This window comes from Algoriphagus aurantiacus (assembly GCF_035156405.1).
Classification (GTDB): domain Bacteria; phylum Bacteroidota; class Bacteroidia; order Cytophagales; family Cyclobacteriaceae; genus Algoriphagus; species Algoriphagus aurantiacus.
This window is the reverse complement of the sequence record NZ_JAXRUT010000029.1, coordinates 1-17993: the sequence shown is the minus strand read 5'-3', so window position 1 is coordinate 17993 and position 17993 is coordinate 1. Positions and strand designations below refer to the sequence as shown.

Here is a 17993-nt window from a genome sequence, read left to right as displayed (position 1 = left end):
ACAAAGAAATCCAGCCTAAGGAAAGTTCTTTGAGTATAAGTGTAAGTTGCTGATTGAATGGTCAGCTAAACCTTAAACATGTATTATTATGAATGATTATGTAAGAAAAGTTGCCTTCGGTTTCGTCATGATGTTGTTGATTTCTGCGTCTTACGCTCAAAAGCCGGAAATATTTTCCGAAAATAGCAAAGCGATAAAGGGGTATGATCCTGTCGCTTATTTTGCAGAATCAAAGCCAGTGATGGGAAAAGAAGAATTCAAGTTTATCCATGAAGGAGCAAATTGGTATTTTTCTTCCCAGAAAAATCTTGACCTATTCAAATCCAACCCTTCGAAATTCATGCCTCAATACGGTGGGTACTGTGCTTTTGGTCTGGCTGGAGGCTATAAGGCTCCCATTTCCCCTGATGCTTGGAAGATAGTTGATGATAAATTGTATCTGAATTACAACAAGAAAGTGCAAACGGACTGGATGGCTGATCAAGCTGAAATGATCAAAAAAGCAGACGAGAACTGGCCGAAGGTCAAAAAGGACAAATAAAGCATGCAAGTAGTCGCCAAAGAAAGTCTAGACGCAGCTGAGATTTCACCCACGGATTGGGAAAAACTGACAGATCCCACCCGTATGTTCAACTCATTCGAGTTTAGGCCAGCTTGGTGGTTTCATCTACCCATGTTCCTTATTGGGGTTTCTTGGGCTATTCGGCTCCGAAAAGCAAACTTCTTTGCGGCAGCCAATCCTGCATTGGAAAATGGCGGTTTATATAATTACTCCAAATTTGCTGCTCAAAACCATTTTCCTTCGCTCAATTTGCCTAAAACTTGTCTGCTTTATTCAGAGGAAAATATCAACTTGATTTTGGATCGGGTTAGAAAGCAAAGGATACTTTTCCCTTTCATTATCAAGCCTGATATGGGTGAGAGAGGAAAAGGTGTAAAGCTCATCCGTAAGTGGGAGGAATTGGAAACCTATTTGGCCGAACAGCCGAAGGATGCTTACATGATTCAGGAATTCATAGGAAAGAGGCAGGAATACGGTGTTTTCTTCTTTAAAAATCCTGTAACCGGAGAATTCTCGATTTCATCCCTTACGAGAAAGATTTCGCTTCAGGTGATTGGTGATGGGACATCCAGCATCTCAGAGTTGATCCAAAATCACCCAAGAGCGAATCGATATCAAGACCTGATTCAACTACATGATCCCACTTCCATTCCTTCTGGAGATGAAATTGTGAAACTCAGTCCTATGGGCAATCATTGCAAAGGCGCAGTATTTTTGGACTATAGTGCTTATATCAATGCTGAAATGACTACGGCTTTTGAGATGATTTTTGAGAATGTAGAGGGGATTAATTATGGCAGGCTAGATGTGAAGGTGGATGATTTAAGTGAACTGACAGGTCCGGGGCAAGTAATCATTTTGGAAGTAAATGGATCCAATGCAGAGCCTATTCATATGTATTCTCCTGAAAAAAGCTATTATGAAAGTTTGAAAACCATCAGTTTCTATTTTCAATACATGGCAAAAATGGCCAAGCTTAATCTTGTTGGAAATCGAGAAAAATACAAGGATAGGGATACCTGGAGAAGTCTGATGCAGTATTTGAAAAAGTGATAAGCTAATTCAGCAAAAAGTAATTAGGCAGACAATCCTCGACTACAAGGACGACTATCTTTAGCTTTTAAACTTTCTATCAATCATGATAAGTAATAAATCACAATCGAAAAGCAAAGTAACAATTCTGAGTTGGGTTTTACGCTTGCTTGCAAGTGGGATTTTGCTTCAGACTTTATATTTCAAATTTGGAGCACATCCAGATTCAGTCGCCTTGTTTAGCCAACTTGGAGTGGAGCCAATTGGAAGAATAGGTTTGGGAATTGCTGAGTTGATTACGGCCATCTTGATTGTAGTGCCTAAAACTACTGCAGTTGGAGCAATCACTGGGGTGTTTTTGATGTTAGGAGCAATTTTTTCTCATGTGTTTATCATAGGAATTGAGTTTAGAGGAGATGGAGGAGCTCTTTTTTCTCTTGCAATCACTTGTTTCTTGGCTTGCTTAATTCTTTGTGTTATTTTAAAAAACCAGATATTAACCTTTATAAAAAATGCGTATGCTAGCTAAGTTGAATTCGGAGGTCTTAAAAGAATTATCAGATTTTTTGATTCAACTGAAAGTCGAGGATTATGCTGATTTTTCTCCAGTGTTAAAAACTTCAAGTATTGGGAACCATGTTCGCCATATTTTGGAATTATACGGTTGCCTTATTTCCCAATACGAAACGGGAATCATTTGTTATGATGACAGAAAGAGAGACAAGACCCTGGAGGTGGATATTTCTTTTGCCCTAACAAAAATCAAAGAGATTCAGTCTTTGATTGCACTTCCTGACAAAGAGCTTCTTCTGAAAATGGAAGTAGGATCAAATTTCGAAACCATCAGAAGTAGTTATTATCGGGAGCTTTGCTATAATCTAGAGCATTGCATACATCATCAGGCACTTATCAAAGTCGCCTGTATTAGTTTCGATTACTTGGTAATTCCCGCAAATTTTGGAGTGGCAAAATCGACCATTGACTATGTAAAAAGCTTAGAATCTATGTCTAATTGACCTAGTCAATGGTCGATAATAGTTAGTTACATTCTCAGATTTTCCATTTCTGTAAGCTTTGGATAGAATGGCTGATCATACAATCTCTTTCCTGTAGCTTTATACAAGGAATTCCCCAATGCAGCAAAAACAGGAGGGAAGAGTGGTTCTCCAAGTCCGGTTGGTGCTTCATTATTTTGTACAAAGTGCACCTCTATTTTCTTCGGAGCCTCTTGGTGGCGGATCATTCGGTATTTGTCAAAATTCGTTTTAGTGGGAACTCCGTTTTCAAAGGCCATTTCCCCATAGAAAGCATTTCCTATTCCATCAACGATCGCGCCTTCGCCCATATTTGCTGCAGCATCCGGATTAACCACGATACCGCAATCGACCGCGGCATAGACATTTTCAACTACCGGCTGATTGTCTTTTATGCTCACACCTATGACTTCAGCAACATAAGAATTATGACAGAAATACGCTGAAACTCCTCTTGAAATACCATCTTGGGCACTGGACCAATTGGATTTATCCCTTACCAATTCAAGTACACCTGCATAACGTTTTGGATCGTAGTCGTTGTTCTTGCCCACAGGATTAGTCTCCGCTCTTTTTAATAATTCCAATCTGAAATCAATCGGATCCTTGCCCATTTCTTCCGCCAATTCATCCAGGAAACTCTGTTCGGCACCTGCGATAAAATTCGATCCCGGGGCTCGAAATGCTCCAATTGTAATGTTTGACTCAATTTGCCAACCTTCAGCTATGTAATTGTCTACAGCCCCAGCTGGGAACCTGTTTGCGTGAATCGGAGATTCCGGTATCCCTCCAGCTTTTACATGAAGAGCAGTGAGGTTATTATTTTCGTCCAATGCTGCTCTGTAAGTAGCAGAATATGCAGGTCTATAAACTCCTGCGGCCATATCATCTTCACGGGTATAGACCATTTTTACCGGAGCTTGGATTTGCTGTGAAATCAAAGCAGCTTCAGTCATATGATGACTATATGCTCTTCTTCCAAAACCTCCCCCCATACGGGCAAGGTTGATTTGAATATTTTCTTTAGGTATTCCAAGACTGCTGGCAATCGTACCTCGGATCATCTCTGGAGCTTGAGTAGGTCCATATATAACGGCTTTGTTGCCTTGCACATCTGCAAAACAGTTCATCGGCTCCATGGTATTGTGCGCCAAAAATGGAGCCGTATAGGTTCTTTCGATCACCCGAGCAGCATTCTTAAATGCAGCTTCCGGATCTCCGTCCTTTCTTAAAATATTTCCAGGTTTAGAGATATATTCAGCCATTTTTTCGCTGTGTTCACTAGAGTTTTCCAGTCCACTTGGGATTTTAACATCTGAAACGTCCCCGCTCCAGCCAGACATTTTGAATGTGCTTTCCGGTGCTTTTTCCCATTCTACTTTCAGATTTTTCTTAGCCTGCATCACTTCCCAAGTGGAATTCCCCACAATGGCGATAATTTCTGGAAAAGTGGTGGTGTCAAAAAAGTTTCTGACATAGTCATCCTTAAAAACTTTGACTTCAAAGACATCTTGGATTCCCGGCATGGAAGTAACGGAGCTTTTGTCAAAAGATTTCATCTTCATACCAAAGGCAGGAGGATGGACGATGGAAGCGTATTTCATGCCTTCCACTTTGTGATCCAAGGCAAACATAGGCTTGCCCGTGACGATCTTAGTTCCATCTACATTCTTTTTAGAATTGCCGATAATATTAAAATTAGCGATCTCTTTCAGCTTTACTGTTTCAGGGTCCGGAGCTTCCAGAGTTCCTGCCAGAGAGGCCATCTCACCATATCCGGCTTTTTTACCTGAGGATTTATGTTCAATCGTCCCTGCCTTGGTAGTGATTTCACTTGCGGGAACATTCCAGGTTTGAGCTGCTGCGGCAACTAGGAGATGTCTAGCCGTGGCACCAGCGGTACGAAGCGGAATCCATCCTGACCGGACTCCTTGACTTCCTCCTGTAAATTGGCGGTCGAAGCGCTCAGGATAAAAATCTGCTTGCTCCACAAGCACGTTTTTCCAATCTACACCTAGTTCATCTGCCAGGATCATAGGAAGGGAAGTTTTCACGTTCGACCCAAATTCTGGATTAGGGTTGAAAAGGGTGACTAACCCGTTTTCACCGATTTTGATGTAGCTGTTGATTTCAAACCATTCCTTAGGCATGGTCAACACTTCTTCCGGAGTAGGTTTACATCCGGCAAGCCAGCTAAAGCTCAACATCATTCCTCCTCCTGCGAGTGAGGAAACTTTCAAAAAGGATCTTCTATCTATTTTTTTCTTTAATAAAGTCATGGTGCGGCGGATTAAAGTGATTGAGAGGCAGTTTTAATAGCGGCCTTGATACGGGTGTACGTGCCACATCTACAGATATTTCCATTCATCGCAGAGCTAATTTCCTCATCCGTTGGATTAGGATTTTCAGCCAATAAGGAAGCTGCTGTCATTATCTGTCCGGACTGGCAATAGCCACATTGTGGCACATCATGTTCTATCCATGCTTTCTGAACGGGATGATCACCGTTTTCCGATAAGCCTTCTATGGTGACCACTTTTTTCTCACCAATCACACTAACAGGATAGGAGCAGGACCTAATTGCTTCTCCATCTAAATGAACTGTACATGCACCGCATTGTGCAATTCCACAACCGAATTTGGTACCGACTAGATCTAAATGATCTCTCAGTACCCAGAGCAAAGGTGTGTTGGAGTCTACGTCTACGCTGAGGGATTTTCCGTTGATATTTAAATTGTACTGTGCCATATGATTTGTATTTGTTCATGTGTGTATAATTTGATTTTTTAAAGCCACATGGAATCTCGCAAGGTTAATAATCATCCCAGTGTTTGACGATTGAGTCATGCCTGCCTGTCGGCAGACAGGCTCGATTTAATCTGTATATAATTGTTTTCCATAGGTTTATAATCATCCGGCTGTGTGTCGTTCTTCGACATGCTCGATTTCTAAGTTAGGGAATTATGAAAAATGATTCCTTACGAAAATCAAACAAACTGTTTTTATGAATATCGTTCATAGTTTTTCATTCCAGATATTTTCGCAAAAAAGCCATCACTTTCATTCTGATTTCCTCCACGTCAAACATAGGCCCGAAGTGGGGAGCCCCTTTGACAATAATCAGTTCATTAGGTACTCCTTTTACTTTTAGCCAAGAACTCAGCAGATGAGATTGTCTCGGAGAGACCAAATCGTCTTTTTCACCATGGATGATCAGAAATGGCGGATCATTTTCATCTACAAAACTCACAGGGCTGGCATTCTTGGCCAAGTCGGGTCTATCCAATGGAGCTGCTCCGATCAAAATACCTTCAGGTGAGTTTGCATCATTGGCTCCGGGAAAAAGCGTCAAATCTGCAGGGCCATAGAAATCGACCACACCTTTGAAACTGAAATCTTTATTGCTGCCTGGAATGAAGAAATCATCCACCTCATTGTTTTTGGCCAATCCCACCATAGATGCCAGATGTCCACCAGCTGAAAAGCCCATGACTACCATGCGCTCGGTATCAATCCCATAGTTGTCCGCGTTATCCACCAAAAAGGAAATGGCCGCATTACAATCCAGCATCTGGGCTGGGAAAATAGCTTGCGTGCTAAAACGATAATCGATCGAAGCCAAAGCATACCCGCTCTCAAGGATTTCAGAAACGGTCTCCTTCATATAACCCATATCGGCATATTTATCGTTACTCAGCCATCCTCCTCCATGAATAAAAACTATCAGAGGAACTTTTTCACTGACATTTGCAGGTAAGTAAAGGTCTAACAAATGCTTTTTTAAGGTGTCATTTTGGTAGGGGAGGTTGGCATGAAGCACGGTTCCTTCCGGGAAAAGATTCATTACCCGATTGCTTTGAGAAAAGCATTGAGTGGAGCCAAGGCAGAGTAATAGAAAACCTAAAAGTGTATTTTTCATTCAGTCTTTATTTTGGGTTGATAATGTGATAGTTAAAAGTTACTCCAAGTGAGTTTGATATCAAAGTCCTACGATCTAGGTATTTTGGAATATGCATGAACCTGGATTTTTTATCTTCTAACCCAATCTATACTTTGGCTAAGCGTAATTGTATCTAAATCTTTCTATTTTTTGGATCCCATACGCATACAGATGTCGGGAGTAATTCCATTTCCAAAAAGTTCAACCCCATTCGGGGTTGTCGTCCCCGTTCTTGAATTGGCTCCGCTACGGCCAAGTTATTAAGAAGTTCGATCCTTTCAGGATCATTAATTTTCCCTGTAATGCTTTCAATTTCCGACCCCGAATGGGATCAAACTTTTCAATAACCGCGGGTGAAACCCGTGGACTACGAAACGACGACACGATTCCCCACGACCCCGAAGGGTGTCGAACATATTTCCCGTTTAACAAAAGTTCAACCCCATTCGGGGTTGGCGTTCACATCCATCAATTGGACTAACTAAAAGGACTTCTACCTTTTGGTCATATTATCCAAAGGCAATAAATCAATTCCCGACACCGAATGATGCCAATTTCCATATAACTTATTCGCCACCCAAATGAGCTGATGCTTGGCTCTGGGTTTCACCCATGGACACGAAGACAAACACTGTCTGCAGGTATTCATCATACTCAAATTCATTTGGAAAAATAAAACGATGCGTTGGGACAGGAAAAAGAGTCGCTCGACCTAGGTTATGCTTTTCGGAACTTAATTGTCATTATTTTAAACAAGGTTATCAGCATGAATGATACCTATCAGGGTAAGATCGTTTTATTACTATTCATAGGTGAAATACCACGCTATTTATTGGTTATATCTTAAAATAAATTCCTCAAATATGAATTTTTCCAGAAGATTGTTTTTAAAGAAATCAATAGCTGCCTCTGTGGTATCCGCATTGATTCCTATTCCTTCGGCTGTATTGGCTTTGGGAGACTCCAAGTCAATCAGCTGGGTTCATGTCAGCTCAGAAATGAATGAAGAGACCATAAGGAATCTCATGGAATCCAGCTATGCAAGGAAGTCTTCCCCGATTTTTGTCAGTACGGGTAGATATAGAAGTGCAAAGGACATGATTAGTAATGTGTCATCGAAACCTATTACCCAGCTAATCAATTTTGACCCCGGTCTTTTGAAGCTTTCTGAGGATGATTTGCAAAAGAGAATTGCGGACACACCGTACCCCCTTATCAATTCTAATTTTGAAAAAAGTACAAGAGGTGCATTGGCTGCCATCAAGGAAAAGGTGATTATCAAAGTGAATGGAGAAAAGATCGGAGTATTAGGTATTGCCTTTACAGGAAGTAACCAAAGTATTACCCAAATTCTCAAGGTAATCCAATCAAAAAGTCAGGATTTGAAAAATGAGGGATGTGATAAGGTCATCTGTTTGTTGGAAAACCCCAAAGATGTTTTTCCTTATTTGGATTACAGGGACTTTGTAGAAAACAGCCAAGATGTCGATTGGTTTTTTACAGATTCAAATACGTCAGTTAAGTCAAAGTGTTTTTCATTTAGAAACAAAGATAATCAGGAGGTATTCCTGCAAGTCCATTCAGAAAATTCCAAAAATTTTGGAGTTACTACTATTAACATGCATAAAGGAATTATAAATCACTACATCATTTAAACAAATAAAAAAATGGAACCATTTCTAGGACAAATCATGATGGTAGGCTTCAATTTTGCCCCGCGAGGCTGGGCACTTTGCGACGGTCAAATTTTATCTATTGCACAGAATACAGCTTTATTTTCATTGCTAGGCACCACCTATGGTGGCAATGGTCAAACAACTTTTGCTCTGCCCGATCTCAGGGGACGAATGGCTGTTCATCCGGGTCAGGGACCGGGGTTGCCTTCTTATAGTCAGGGTCAAAGTGGGGGCTCAGCCACTACCACTTTACTCGTTAGCAACATTCCTCCTCATAATCATCCAATACAAGCTTCATCAGCAGATGGGACCCAATCAGATCCTAGCGGCGCATTCCCTGCCAATGCCAATGTGGTACCGGAGCGGGGAGCAGATCCTATAGGGGTGGATGCTTATGCCACAAGTTCTAATGGGACTATGGCTCCTGGCATTGTTGGAAATTCAGGTGGGGGACAACCATTCAACAATATGCCTCCCTATTTGGCAGTATATTATATTATTGCTCTAGAAGGAATATTTCCTTCGAGGTCATAAGGGGTGAGATTTGACTTATTTTTCTTTCATCATTTTACTGCGACTGCCATGAAACTTTCATACTCAAGACAAATATTTTTATTCATTTTCGTTTCGATTGCTTGGTCCCTACAAAGTTTCGGGCAGCAAACTACCGTTAATTTTGACAGCTACACCGAAAACCAAGGGCTTTCTAATCCGCATGTGGAGGGAGAATTGAGGTTTGAGGCAATTAAAGGTGCTTCGGCTACATGCACGGTTTGCGTAGGAATAGATATTAATGAAGGGAATAATGGTGGCCCGGGATTAGATGACAGCAACCAGGAAATAGGAGGCATAATAGGCTGGAAAATATCCCAGGCCGACGATGCCTCTTTTCAGTTTTTAAGTATTTGGCTTCAGGATCGGGATATTTCAAATACTTTGGGAACATCTGATGTTGGAACAATCAAAGCATTTAAGGGAGGTGCACAGGTAGGAAATACAAAAGCTATCAATTTTGATAGTGGAACCTCGGGTCTAAAATCTTTTGCCACTGATCCTGATTTTTTTGATGTGGACCATATTTTAATAGAAGGGGTGGATCTTTTTTTGATTTTAGATGACGTTACTTACAATGTTCCATTCGTTGATGGGAATGATACACCTCCAACAGTTTTGGCGGTTAATTTGATCGGTGCTCCGCTTAGTACAGCCACATCAGTTACTTATAATGTAGAATTTTCAAAAATTGCAGAAAATGTCACGGCAGATGATTTTGAATTGACCAAAACTGGCTCTGCAATCGGAACAATAGGTGCAGTTTCAGGGTCAAATGCAACTTACTCGGTTCTTGTCACAGGATTGTCCGGTGAAGGTACCATTAGGCTGGATATCAAGGCAGGTACGGACATATCGAATGAAAATAATGTAACCGGTACAGCTGCCTTCACCTCAGGCCAAATACATAATGTTAGCCCATGCCTGATCGAGGATTTTGAAGATGAAACCGATGCCAGTAATACTTTTTCTCATGGGGGAAATAATTTTTCGATTACAGGAAATTTAGAGGTCCATACAGAAACACCTCCAATTGGGATCAATGGGTCCCGATATGTATTGCTGAATACAGGAACTGGGCCTTATGTAATTAATTCTCTATCGAGAGATATCAACCTGAAGAAATTCGCGGTTTATCTTTCATCAGACGCTGATGGTAATAATCCTACAAATGATGGAAGTATTACAGTAGTTGGAAAGAATGATGGTGCCCAAGTTTATTCCATCACAAAATCATCTGGATTCCCGGAAGACTTTAGTGCAAATAGTGGGTATTACATTTTTGATTTAAGGACAGAAGGAGGGGTAGATAATTCCTCAGTCTTTATCGATCAATTGGAGATTTCTTTGGGATCAGCTTTCCAATATTTAAACATAGATAATTTCGAATTCTGTTTGGATGCCATAGACCCTGTCATCAGCGACTGTCCAACAGACATTATTGTTAGCAATGGTGAAGGCAGCTGCGGTGCTGCAGTCACTTGGACCGCACCGACAGCCACAGACAACAGCGGTTCAGTGAACTTCATAAGCAACATTGCACCTGGAACGGTCTTCGAAGTGGGAACCACTATGGTAACTTACACAGCCACTGACGGTGCAGGCAATCAGGCTACCTGTAGCTTTACGGTTACCGTCAATGATACCGAAGCTCCAATTATCACTTGTCCTGCCAGTGTCAGCGAAACAGTCGCTTTTGGAGAAACAGGTAAAGTGATTAATTACGCTACGCCGACTTTCAGCGATAACTGTACAGGAGCAATTATTGAAAGAACAGCAGGTTTGGCAAGTGGCTCGACTTTCCCGGTCGGCCCAACTACTGTTACCTACAACGTGAAAGATGCATCAGGCAATGTCGTCGAATGCAGCTTTACAGTAACAATAACAGAAAATGCTGATTTAATTAATCCTGTAATCAGCAATTGTCCAAGTAATATTTTGGTATCCAACGATTCGGGCACATGTGGTGCTGCAGTCAGTTGGACTCCGCCATTAGCGACGGACAACGGAGGTTCAGTGACCCTGAACAGCAACTTTGAGCCTGGTGATAACTTCCCTGTGGGAACTACTATAGTTATTTATACAGCCATTGACGGAGCCGGCAATCAGGCAACCTGTACTTTTGAGGTGAAGGTAATCGACGATACCCCCCCTGTACCGCCCGCATCACCTGGAGATTTGAACATACGATGTGCTAGTGATATTCCGGTACCTTATGAGTTAACGGCGATAGACAACTGTGACGGTGAGATTACGGTATTACCATCAGTTACGCAAAGTTCGACAGGTCCAAATAGTTATACCATAACTTACGAATGGGCATTTATAGATGCTGTTGGAAATGCAGTATTTGTTAGTCAAAGAATTAATGTTAGTGATAATGTATCCTTGAGCATTGATGCTTCTGAATCAGGGAATCCTGTTCCGGTAGGTAGTGATGCTACGCTTAGCGCAATGGTTACTCCTGCAACTGAAGGTGTCGAAGTAACATTCCTCTTGGATGGCGTATTCAAAGGAACTGCTCTTTCTGATGCATCCGGTTTAGCAACATTAATGGTACTTGCTGCTGAATTGGGCAGTCTGCCTGTTGTTTACAAAGTTTCGGCGATTGTGGAGGGATGCACCGGACTTGTTGAATCAGTGGCTTATCTACCGATTTATGACCCTAACGGAAACTTCGTAACCGGCGGAGGTTGGATAATGTCACCTGCAGGTGCATACAAGGCAGACGAAAGCCTGACAGGTAAAGCGAACTTTGGATTTGTATCGAAATACAAGAAGGGTTCTAACCAGGTGGATGGTAACACTGAGTTTGAATTCCATGCTGGAGATTTATATTTCAAATCTACTTTTCATGAATCAGGATCCTTGGTTATTTCCGGTAAGAAAGCCACCTACAGAGGTGAAGGAATGATCAATGATGTGCCAGGATATAAATTCACCTTGGTTGCCCTGGACGGTGACTGGAATGGAGGAACAGATCCAGATCAGTTTAGAATCAAAATCTGGGGTGCATCAGGTATAGTCTATGACAATGGATTGGGAGCAGATGACAACTCAGATGCTTCGACTATTCTAGGTGGTGGATCAATTACTATTCATTCGGCTAAGGGTAAAGGTAACAAGCGGGTGATCACTGATCCGACATCTGAGGTATTGAACAATTTATCCGAAGAAATTGGGCTTAAGTTTTCTCAAGAGCTGAAGCCCGGAGAATTCCTGCTCTATCCAAATCCTGCCCACACAGAAACATCTGTCATGGTGGATCTGGATCAGGGTGCTACTGTTGCCATCCGCATCTATGATGCAGTAGGTAGATTGGTGGTGGACAATGAAGCGTACAGAGAAGTTAGCTTTGTGCAGACCTTTAGCCTTGATGGTTTGGCCCCGGGATTCTATAATGTCCAAGTGAAAGTAGGGGATATCATGATGACCAGGCGACTGATTAAACAGTAATCATCCTATATATTTGATTTTAATCCCGCCTTTGACAAGGCGGGACTTTTTTTCCTATGGTCTAAGTAAATAATATGTAATTGACTTATCGTACCCCGCGTAAACTATTACAATTCACCTTTGAGGTTCGCTTGACGATAGATGTAGTCCCACCTCGGCGTAGTCTATTGTCTTTCAGGTTTGAGGTTCAGGAAGACGCTGGGTGTAATTTTCCTACCCTGCATGCCGGACTAAGCCTAAAACAATCCACTGGATTGTTTCCATACGACTTATCCTACCCTAATATTTTTTGGAATTTGTAATTCCATTATTAACATGTTCAACCCGCTTCGGGGTTGTCGTCCTCGTTCTTAATTTCCCTTTTCCCTAGGTTTCACCTAGGGTTATTGAAAGGTTTGACCACTATGTGGTCGTTCTAATTAATCAAATGGATGTCCCGATCAAATGGATAAAAAAACGACCCCTTTGTGTGTTGCTGTAGAATATGCCTTTCTGCCGACTGTCAGGCTCGATTTCATAATGTATTTGTTCTGAAGCATTAGTGGTGATGGTAGAAATGTAAATTGAACTAAGGAATCAGATTTTCACCACAATTTTTCCTTTGGCTTGGTTGCTCTCCATCAATTGATGGGCAGAAACGATTTCAGAAAAAGAGAATACTTTGGAAATTTCAGGTCTGATTTCTCCCTTTTCTATTTTCTGCAAAAACTTCTGAAAGTAAGGGGCTGGAACTTTTATGGAACCACTATCAAATGTTGTCAGCCCTACTGTGGATGGAATGTAATCCATTGGAGCAAAGTCTTTGAACGACCAGTTCTCAGAAAGCATCCCGGTAAAGCAAACCAGGCCTCCTGGCTTTATGCACTGGAGTGTGTCGGCAAGGGTATTGGTACCCACTAATTCCAGTCCTTTATCCACTCCACCTGGGTAGTGTTTTCCAATTTGTTTGGTCAGAATTCCATCGTCTTCCAAAACCAGATCCACACCGTTTTTCAACAGCAATTTTTCATTCAATTTATTTCTGGAAGTGGAAATTACAGTGGCTCCCATTGATTTTGCAAGTTGAGCTGCGAGCAAACCTACGGAAGAAGTCCCTCCTCGAATTAAGAGTGTTTCAGATTCTTTCAGTTTCAAAGCCAATTTGAGTGAACCGAAGGCCGTTTGGAACATTTCGGGAAGCGCACCCAAAATCTCCCAGGGTAAACAGCTTTTAAAAGGGGTTAAAATTGACTTTGGAAGCACTGCAAACTCCTGATAACTGCCATCAAAATCTCTTCCCATACCGCCCATTGATGCTGCAACTTTCTGTCCTGGCGAAAATTCCCCGGAGGGATCTTCCACTATTTCTCCTACACATTCTATCCCCAAGACTCTTGGAAAAGTCACGGAAGGAGACAATCCTTTTCTGGTCATCAACTCAGAACGGTTCAGGCCAAAAGCCTTAATCCTTATAAGCACCTGATCCAAAGATGGCACAGGTAAGGGTCGCTCAAGAATGGTGAAATTCTCAGCTCCTCCCGATTCGTTTAAAACCACTGCTTGCATCATGGGTAACTTTATTTTAGTAGCCTGGTTTTTTATACAGGTTATCCAATTCTGGCTTTATTTCTTTATCATATACTGTTTCCATCCATTCTGATTCAGGCACATCGGTAATTGAAATTGAAATAAAATCTTCGGGCTTCCCTGTTGTGCGGATAATGGCATTAATAATTTCCTGGGTAAGATTTACTTTTTCTTCTTCTGAAATCGGATAGGTTTTAATAGTTACATGTGGCATGGTATAGATTGTTTAGTTATGCTTACTTCTTCCGGAATAAGCGGTTATCAATTTGATTTACTTAATTAATTATCAGATCCTTAAAATACCCGATAGTCCCAATATCCACCCAAAGACCAATGCTTCCGGATTGGGAACTCCCTAATAATTCTGAGACTAAAAAAGCAGCTGATTCCTGATCATTTAGATATAAGTAGGCCTTTTCATCCCGGAATTCAATCCGGAAAGTGATCCATTCATCAAGGCCTATGTCTGCATAGGTTTCATATTCTCCATTGGACTCAGCCCGTAACCTATCAAATTTAAACCCGCATTCTAAGACTTGCGAAAAGTAACGTAGAGCGGCTAACTGCAGGAGAAGTTAGATGGAATTATGCATTAGCAAATCTACTACAGCTTCAAACCGCCTCAAAATCAGTCGCTATGCTTCACTTTTCGCTCCTGCCTTTGCGGGCAGGCAGGCTCACCGTCCCGTACGTACGGGACGACTCGATCTCCAAAGTGACTGATTTTCTTGCAGTTTGAAGCCTTCCCGAAAAGAATCGGGACAGGCTGTTACGAATCCTAATGCATAGTCCGGGTTAAAGTCTGGATAAGTATAATATTGAATGGTATGGTTTCTCCGGAATTGATCATCTGCTTTACCGTTGGTTGGCCGGATGTAAATAGATTCATACGCAGTATTATCCTCATTTACCCGAAAGGCAAGTCCGATAAATCCCCTTGCAAATGCAGGAGCAGTAGGAAGCAATCGACTTAACATCTTCACTTCCACTATTCCATTTTCAAGGTTAAACTCTTTCAGTTTGACAAAAGTAGGTTCGTCTACAGTGGCTTCTAGCCGCTCCGCGTCAAATGGCAAAGCTTCCAGATCACGCTCAATCCTTAAAACTTCATCACCATTCAGCTCTTCTACTGAGGCTTTGACGTTAGAAAGTTCAAATTCTTTTCCTTCAAACTCGATGGTTTGGACCTGTGCTCCATAGATCATGGAGAACAAAGTAAGTAGTGTAAGTTTCAATTTGTTCATGTCTCTTTTTAGAGGTTATGTTCTAAAGCGTCTGTCTTTAAGAACCCTAGGACTTCATTTTATTTAAAAGGAAGTCCTTAAATATCAGTCACCTTTTCTTCTCGCTTTTTAACCTGTAGAGCTCTTTTAGTAACCTTGAGATTTCTAAAATATCCTATTGTCCCTATGTCAACATAGAGTCCAACATAGCCTTTTTTCGATTTTCCTAGCATTTTATCCACGATGAAGGTGGAATGCTTCAGGTCATTGATATACATTTCTGCGGACTCTCCATTGACCACTATCCGCATGGTAAACCACTCGTTCAATGCCACCGGTGCCGATCCCTCATATCGAAAAGGAGCAATTTTCCGAAGGGTGTCAAATTTGAAGTCTGGATAAGAAAAGTATTGTACTGTATGATTTCTGTGGAGTTGGTTATCGGCTCTACCCACTTTTGGACGCACATAAATGCTTTCAAAAGCAGAATCATCTTCTTGTACTCTGAAAAAAAGGCCGATAAATCCCGCTATGCCTGAGTAAGGGGCAGGAACTTTTAACTCACTGTACATTTCCACTTCGATCGTCCCGTTTTCAAAGTCGTCCAGTCCAAGCAATCGGGCATAATGCGGTTCATCGACTGTGGCCTCTACCCGTGTGGAATCAAAAGGAATAGCATTTAAATCCCGCTCGATTCTCAGGACTTTTTTGCCCTGAAAGTCGACAATGTCTCCGGTAACATTGTGTAGTTCAAACTCTTGATTTTTGAGTTTAAGCTGTTGGGCATCGGCGCTAAATGTTGCCAGTGCCAACAATAAGATAATAGTATGTCTTTTCATTTTCAAAATTTCATGAAGCTTAAATCCTTCTGGGTAAATCAAAATAACTTCTCCTGCGGAGGGGTCACACCGGCAAGCCGGAGGTAAACTGTCGTTTGTCCTCTATGGTGAGTTTGGTGCTCAAAACACTTGGCAATGGCAGTTCCTTTGCTCATCTCAAATTGACCGAACAATTGGGTTGTTTCGTCCAGTTGTGTAGAATTAAGGGTTTTGATGCTGCTGATCGCAAAGTCATAACCTGCAGTTACTTGCTTGATGACACTTTCTTTGGATTGATCTGTTGATTTTTCTGAGGCTCCCATGCCTACTGGGCTTTCCACGCCTGTTGCCGCTGATATAAAGCCAAAATTGGCATCAGTCAGATGGAGCATTTGCTGGGCAAAAGTCCTCATTTCAGGAGTGGGCTTTAAATCATAGTTACCTGCAGGCATCGCTTCCATATATTCCAGGGTGTAGGCCTTGGCACGTTCCCAGTCTTTGACCATATCATCAACAGGACTTTGGGCTTGTACTAAGGTGCAAATGCAGAAAAATAGACAGAGTGTAGCTAGAGTTTTCATGTTTTTAGGGTTAAGGTTTGTAATGATGGTACAAATATCCCCTTTGGTTCTTGGACCAACCCTTAATCTACCTTAAGAAATCATTTATCATGAATAGCTGCTTTTTTGCCAGTGCTAATCTAAAAGTAATTGGGAATAAGGTTAATTCTAACTATTAGGATGCTTCTGTCTCCCGTCTCCTGTCTTCCCGTCTGGCACCTTTGCGAATAATTCTATTGTTTATTTTGACATCAGATCCCTCCGGACTTTACTTAGAAATTCGGGAGTAATTCCCAAATAGGATGCGATCTGGGTATTTGGAAGCCGGTTGGACAGGTGAGGGTATTGTTCCAAAAAACTCAGGTAGCGCTGTTCAGCTGTTGAACTGAAATTCTGTAAAACCCGGTTCTGAAGTTCTATGTATTTCAATTCCACCAGGACTTTGAATATCCGGTCCAGCTTGGGGATATTCATGTATAAAAAATACAAATCCTGCTGTTTGATCTGCAAAATTCGACTGGACTCCAAGGCCTCAATATTTAACAAACTGGGCTTCATGGTATGGAAACTGCCTATATCCGCAATCCAATCATTCTCGGCAGCAAACTGGATATTATGATCAAATCCTTTGTCATCAATCCCAAACATCCGAAAGCAGCCTTCCACCACAAAAGTATACTGCTGGCAAACCTCATTTTGAGCTAGGATTTTCCCCCGTTTTTTGACAGTCAAGGGGAAAAAACGTTCCTCGATCTGACGCTTCTCAAGAGCTGTGAGTGGAATAAAGCTTTCGAAGTGCTGAATTAAGGTTTGGTGAGCCATAGGTAAATATAACTGCCCTAATCAATCTTGCCACATTGAGTTGATTAAGAGTTAGGTTTATTAATTCCGAGATTCTCTTTTACATGCAGCTGTGGATTTTCAATTAGCTTGGCAATAAAAGTAGCGAGACTTTTTTGTGAAATAACCGTTCCTTTTTCCTGATCCCCTTTTCCGCCTCTAGTCGTAGATTGTATCTACCCCTTTATATTTTTGGAATCCGTACAGCTGTCGGGAGTAATTCCATTTCCAAAAAGTTCAACCCATTCGGGGTTGTCGTCCCCGTTCTTGAATTGGCTCCGCCACGGCCAAGTTATTAAGAAGTTCGATCCTTTCAGGATCATTAATTCTCCCTGTAATGCTTTCAATTTCTGACCCCGAACGGGGTCAAACTTTTCAAGTGTGCCGGGCATGGCACTGTACTATAGGGTGAGCGATCTCAACGGAGAGAGCAAGTCCCGAGGGGGCCCGCTGACGGGAACCCCATAGCCAAAGCCAAGGGTGTTCCGGGCGACCGGAAATCTGAAGGAAGGCAGCGGCAAAGTCCAGATGTGGACGAACAGAAACTGAATAGTAGGCTTATAGATTCGGGGAAGCGCACTTGGAAGCGTCTAATCCCAATAGTCAGACAGAGAATCTAGGAGTAAATTCAGCCGCATCGGATGAAAGTAGAGTGTCTTACCCCGGGAGGTCTGTGGCTGGGGCAATTGCCGGTGGTACGTGCGAGTGCTGAAGGAATCCAAGTCAACAGAAG

Annotated in this window: 16 protein-coding genes; 7 read left to right on the top strand and 9 right to left on the bottom strand. The window is 41.9% G+C overall.

Features of this window, described 5'->3' with window-relative positions:
- Positions 1-88 precede the first annotated feature (88 nt).
- The 4 genes from SYJ56_RS21670 (at position 89) to SYJ56_RS21655 (ending at position 2610) form a co-directional block, all read left to right on the top strand.
- Positions 89-541, top strand: coding sequence for a YHS domain-containing (seleno)protein (locus SYJ56_RS21670; protein ID WP_323837848.1), 453 nt, complete (start codon positions 89-91; stop codon positions 539-541).
- Positions 542-544: 3 nt separating this feature from the next.
- Complete coding sequence (locus SYJ56_RS21665; protein ID WP_323837846.1) at positions 545-1615, top strand: ATP-grasp domain-containing protein; 1071 nt, start codon at positions 545-547, stop codon at positions 1613-1615.
- Between the two features lie 85 nt (positions 1616-1700).
- Positions 1701-2123 (top strand): DoxX family protein, encoded by a 423-nt coding sequence (locus SYJ56_RS21660; RefSeq protein ID WP_323837844.1) that lies wholly within the window; start codon positions 1701-1703, stop codon positions 2121-2123.
- Positions 2113-2610: a DinB family protein gene (locus SYJ56_RS21655; RefSeq protein WP_323837842.1), complete on the top strand. Its 498-nt coding sequence runs from the start codon at positions 2113-2115 to the stop codon at positions 2608-2610. The genes SYJ56_RS21660 and SYJ56_RS21655 overlap by 11 nt, the downstream gene beginning before the upstream one ends.
- 26 nt (positions 2611-2636) lie before the next feature.
- Here the strand turns inward: SYJ56_RS21655 and SYJ56_RS21650 are convergent, their stop codons facing one another.
- From SYJ56_RS21650 to SYJ56_RS21640, 3 genes are all read right to left on the bottom strand, one after another.
- The gene (locus SYJ56_RS21650; RefSeq protein ID WP_323837840.1) at positions 2637-4907 is read right to left on the bottom strand and encodes a xanthine dehydrogenase family protein molybdopterin-binding subunit; all 2271 of its coding nucleotides are present in this window, start codon (positions 4905-4907) and stop codon (positions 2637-2639) included.
- An 11-nt stretch (positions 4908-4918) separates the two neighbouring features.
- Positions 4919-5377 carry a (2Fe-2S)-binding protein gene (locus SYJ56_RS21645; RefSeq protein ID WP_323837838.1) on the bottom strand — a complete coding sequence of 153 codons (459 nt, stop codon included), beginning with the start codon at positions 5375-5377 and terminating at the stop codon, positions 4919-4921.
- A 277-nt stretch (positions 5378-5654) separates the two neighbouring features.
- Entirely contained in the window at positions 5655-6548 is an 894-nt protein-coding gene (locus tag SYJ56_RS21640; protein ID WP_323837836.1) for an alpha/beta hydrolase, read from the bottom strand.
- An 884-nt stretch (positions 6549-7432) separates the two neighbouring features.
- Here SYJ56_RS21640 and SYJ56_RS21635 point away from each other — a divergent pair.
- Genes SYJ56_RS21635 through SYJ56_RS21625 form a run of 3 tightly spaced genes read left to right on the top strand, consistent with a single transcriptional unit; the run spans position 7433 to position 12253 of the window.
- Positions 7433-8224 carry a hypothetical protein gene (locus tag SYJ56_RS21635; RefSeq protein WP_323837834.1) on the top strand — a complete coding sequence of 264 codons (792 nt, stop codon included), beginning with the start codon at positions 7433-7435 and terminating at the stop codon, positions 8222-8224.
- A 12-nt stretch (positions 8225-8236) separates the two neighbouring features.
- Positions 8237-8779 carry a phage tail protein gene (locus SYJ56_RS21630; RefSeq protein ID WP_323837832.1) on the top strand — a complete coding sequence of 181 codons (543 nt, stop codon included), beginning with the start codon at positions 8237-8239 and terminating at the stop codon, positions 8777-8779.
- 48 nt (positions 8780-8827) lie between these two features.
- Entirely contained in the window at positions 8828-12253 is a 3426-nt protein-coding gene (locus SYJ56_RS21625; protein WP_323837830.1) for an HYR domain-containing protein, read from the top strand.
- A 576-nt stretch (positions 12254-12829) separates the two neighbouring features.
- Here SYJ56_RS21625 and SYJ56_RS21620 read toward each other — a convergent pair.
- From SYJ56_RS21620 to SYJ56_RS21595, 6 genes are all read right to left on the bottom strand, one after another.
- Positions 12830-13801, bottom strand: a complete 972-nt coding sequence (locus SYJ56_RS21620; protein WP_323837828.1) for a zinc-binding alcohol dehydrogenase family protein — start codon at positions 13799-13801, stop codon at positions 12830-12832.
- A gap of 13 nt (positions 13802-13814) precedes the next feature.
- On the bottom strand, positions 13815-14033 hold the full coding sequence (locus SYJ56_RS21615; protein WP_323837827.1) for a tautomerase family protein: 219 nt from the start codon (positions 14031-14033) through the stop codon (positions 13815-13817).
- 463 nt (positions 14034-14496) lie between these two features.
- A complete protein-coding gene (locus SYJ56_RS21610) occupies positions 14497-15063 on the bottom strand; it encodes a hypothetical protein (RefSeq protein WP_323837825.1) in 567 nt (188 codons plus the stop codon).
- 77 nt (positions 15064-15140) lie between these two features.
- Positions 15141-15881, bottom strand: a complete 741-nt coding sequence (locus SYJ56_RS21605) for a 3-keto-alpha-glucoside-1,2-lyase-like domain-containing protein (protein WP_323837823.1) — start codon at positions 15879-15881, stop codon at positions 15141-15143.
- A 38-nt stretch (positions 15882-15919) separates the two neighbouring features.
- Positions 15920-16441, bottom strand: coding sequence for a DinB family protein (locus SYJ56_RS21600; RefSeq protein WP_323837821.1), 522 nt, complete (start codon positions 16439-16441; stop codon positions 15920-15922).
- Positions 16442-16660: 219 nt separating this feature from the next.
- Positions 16661-17242 carry a Crp/Fnr family transcriptional regulator gene (locus SYJ56_RS21595; protein ID WP_323837819.1) on the bottom strand — a complete coding sequence of 194 codons (582 nt, stop codon included), beginning with the start codon at positions 17240-17242 and terminating at the stop codon, positions 16661-16663.
- Positions 17243-17993 lie beyond the last annotated feature (751 nt).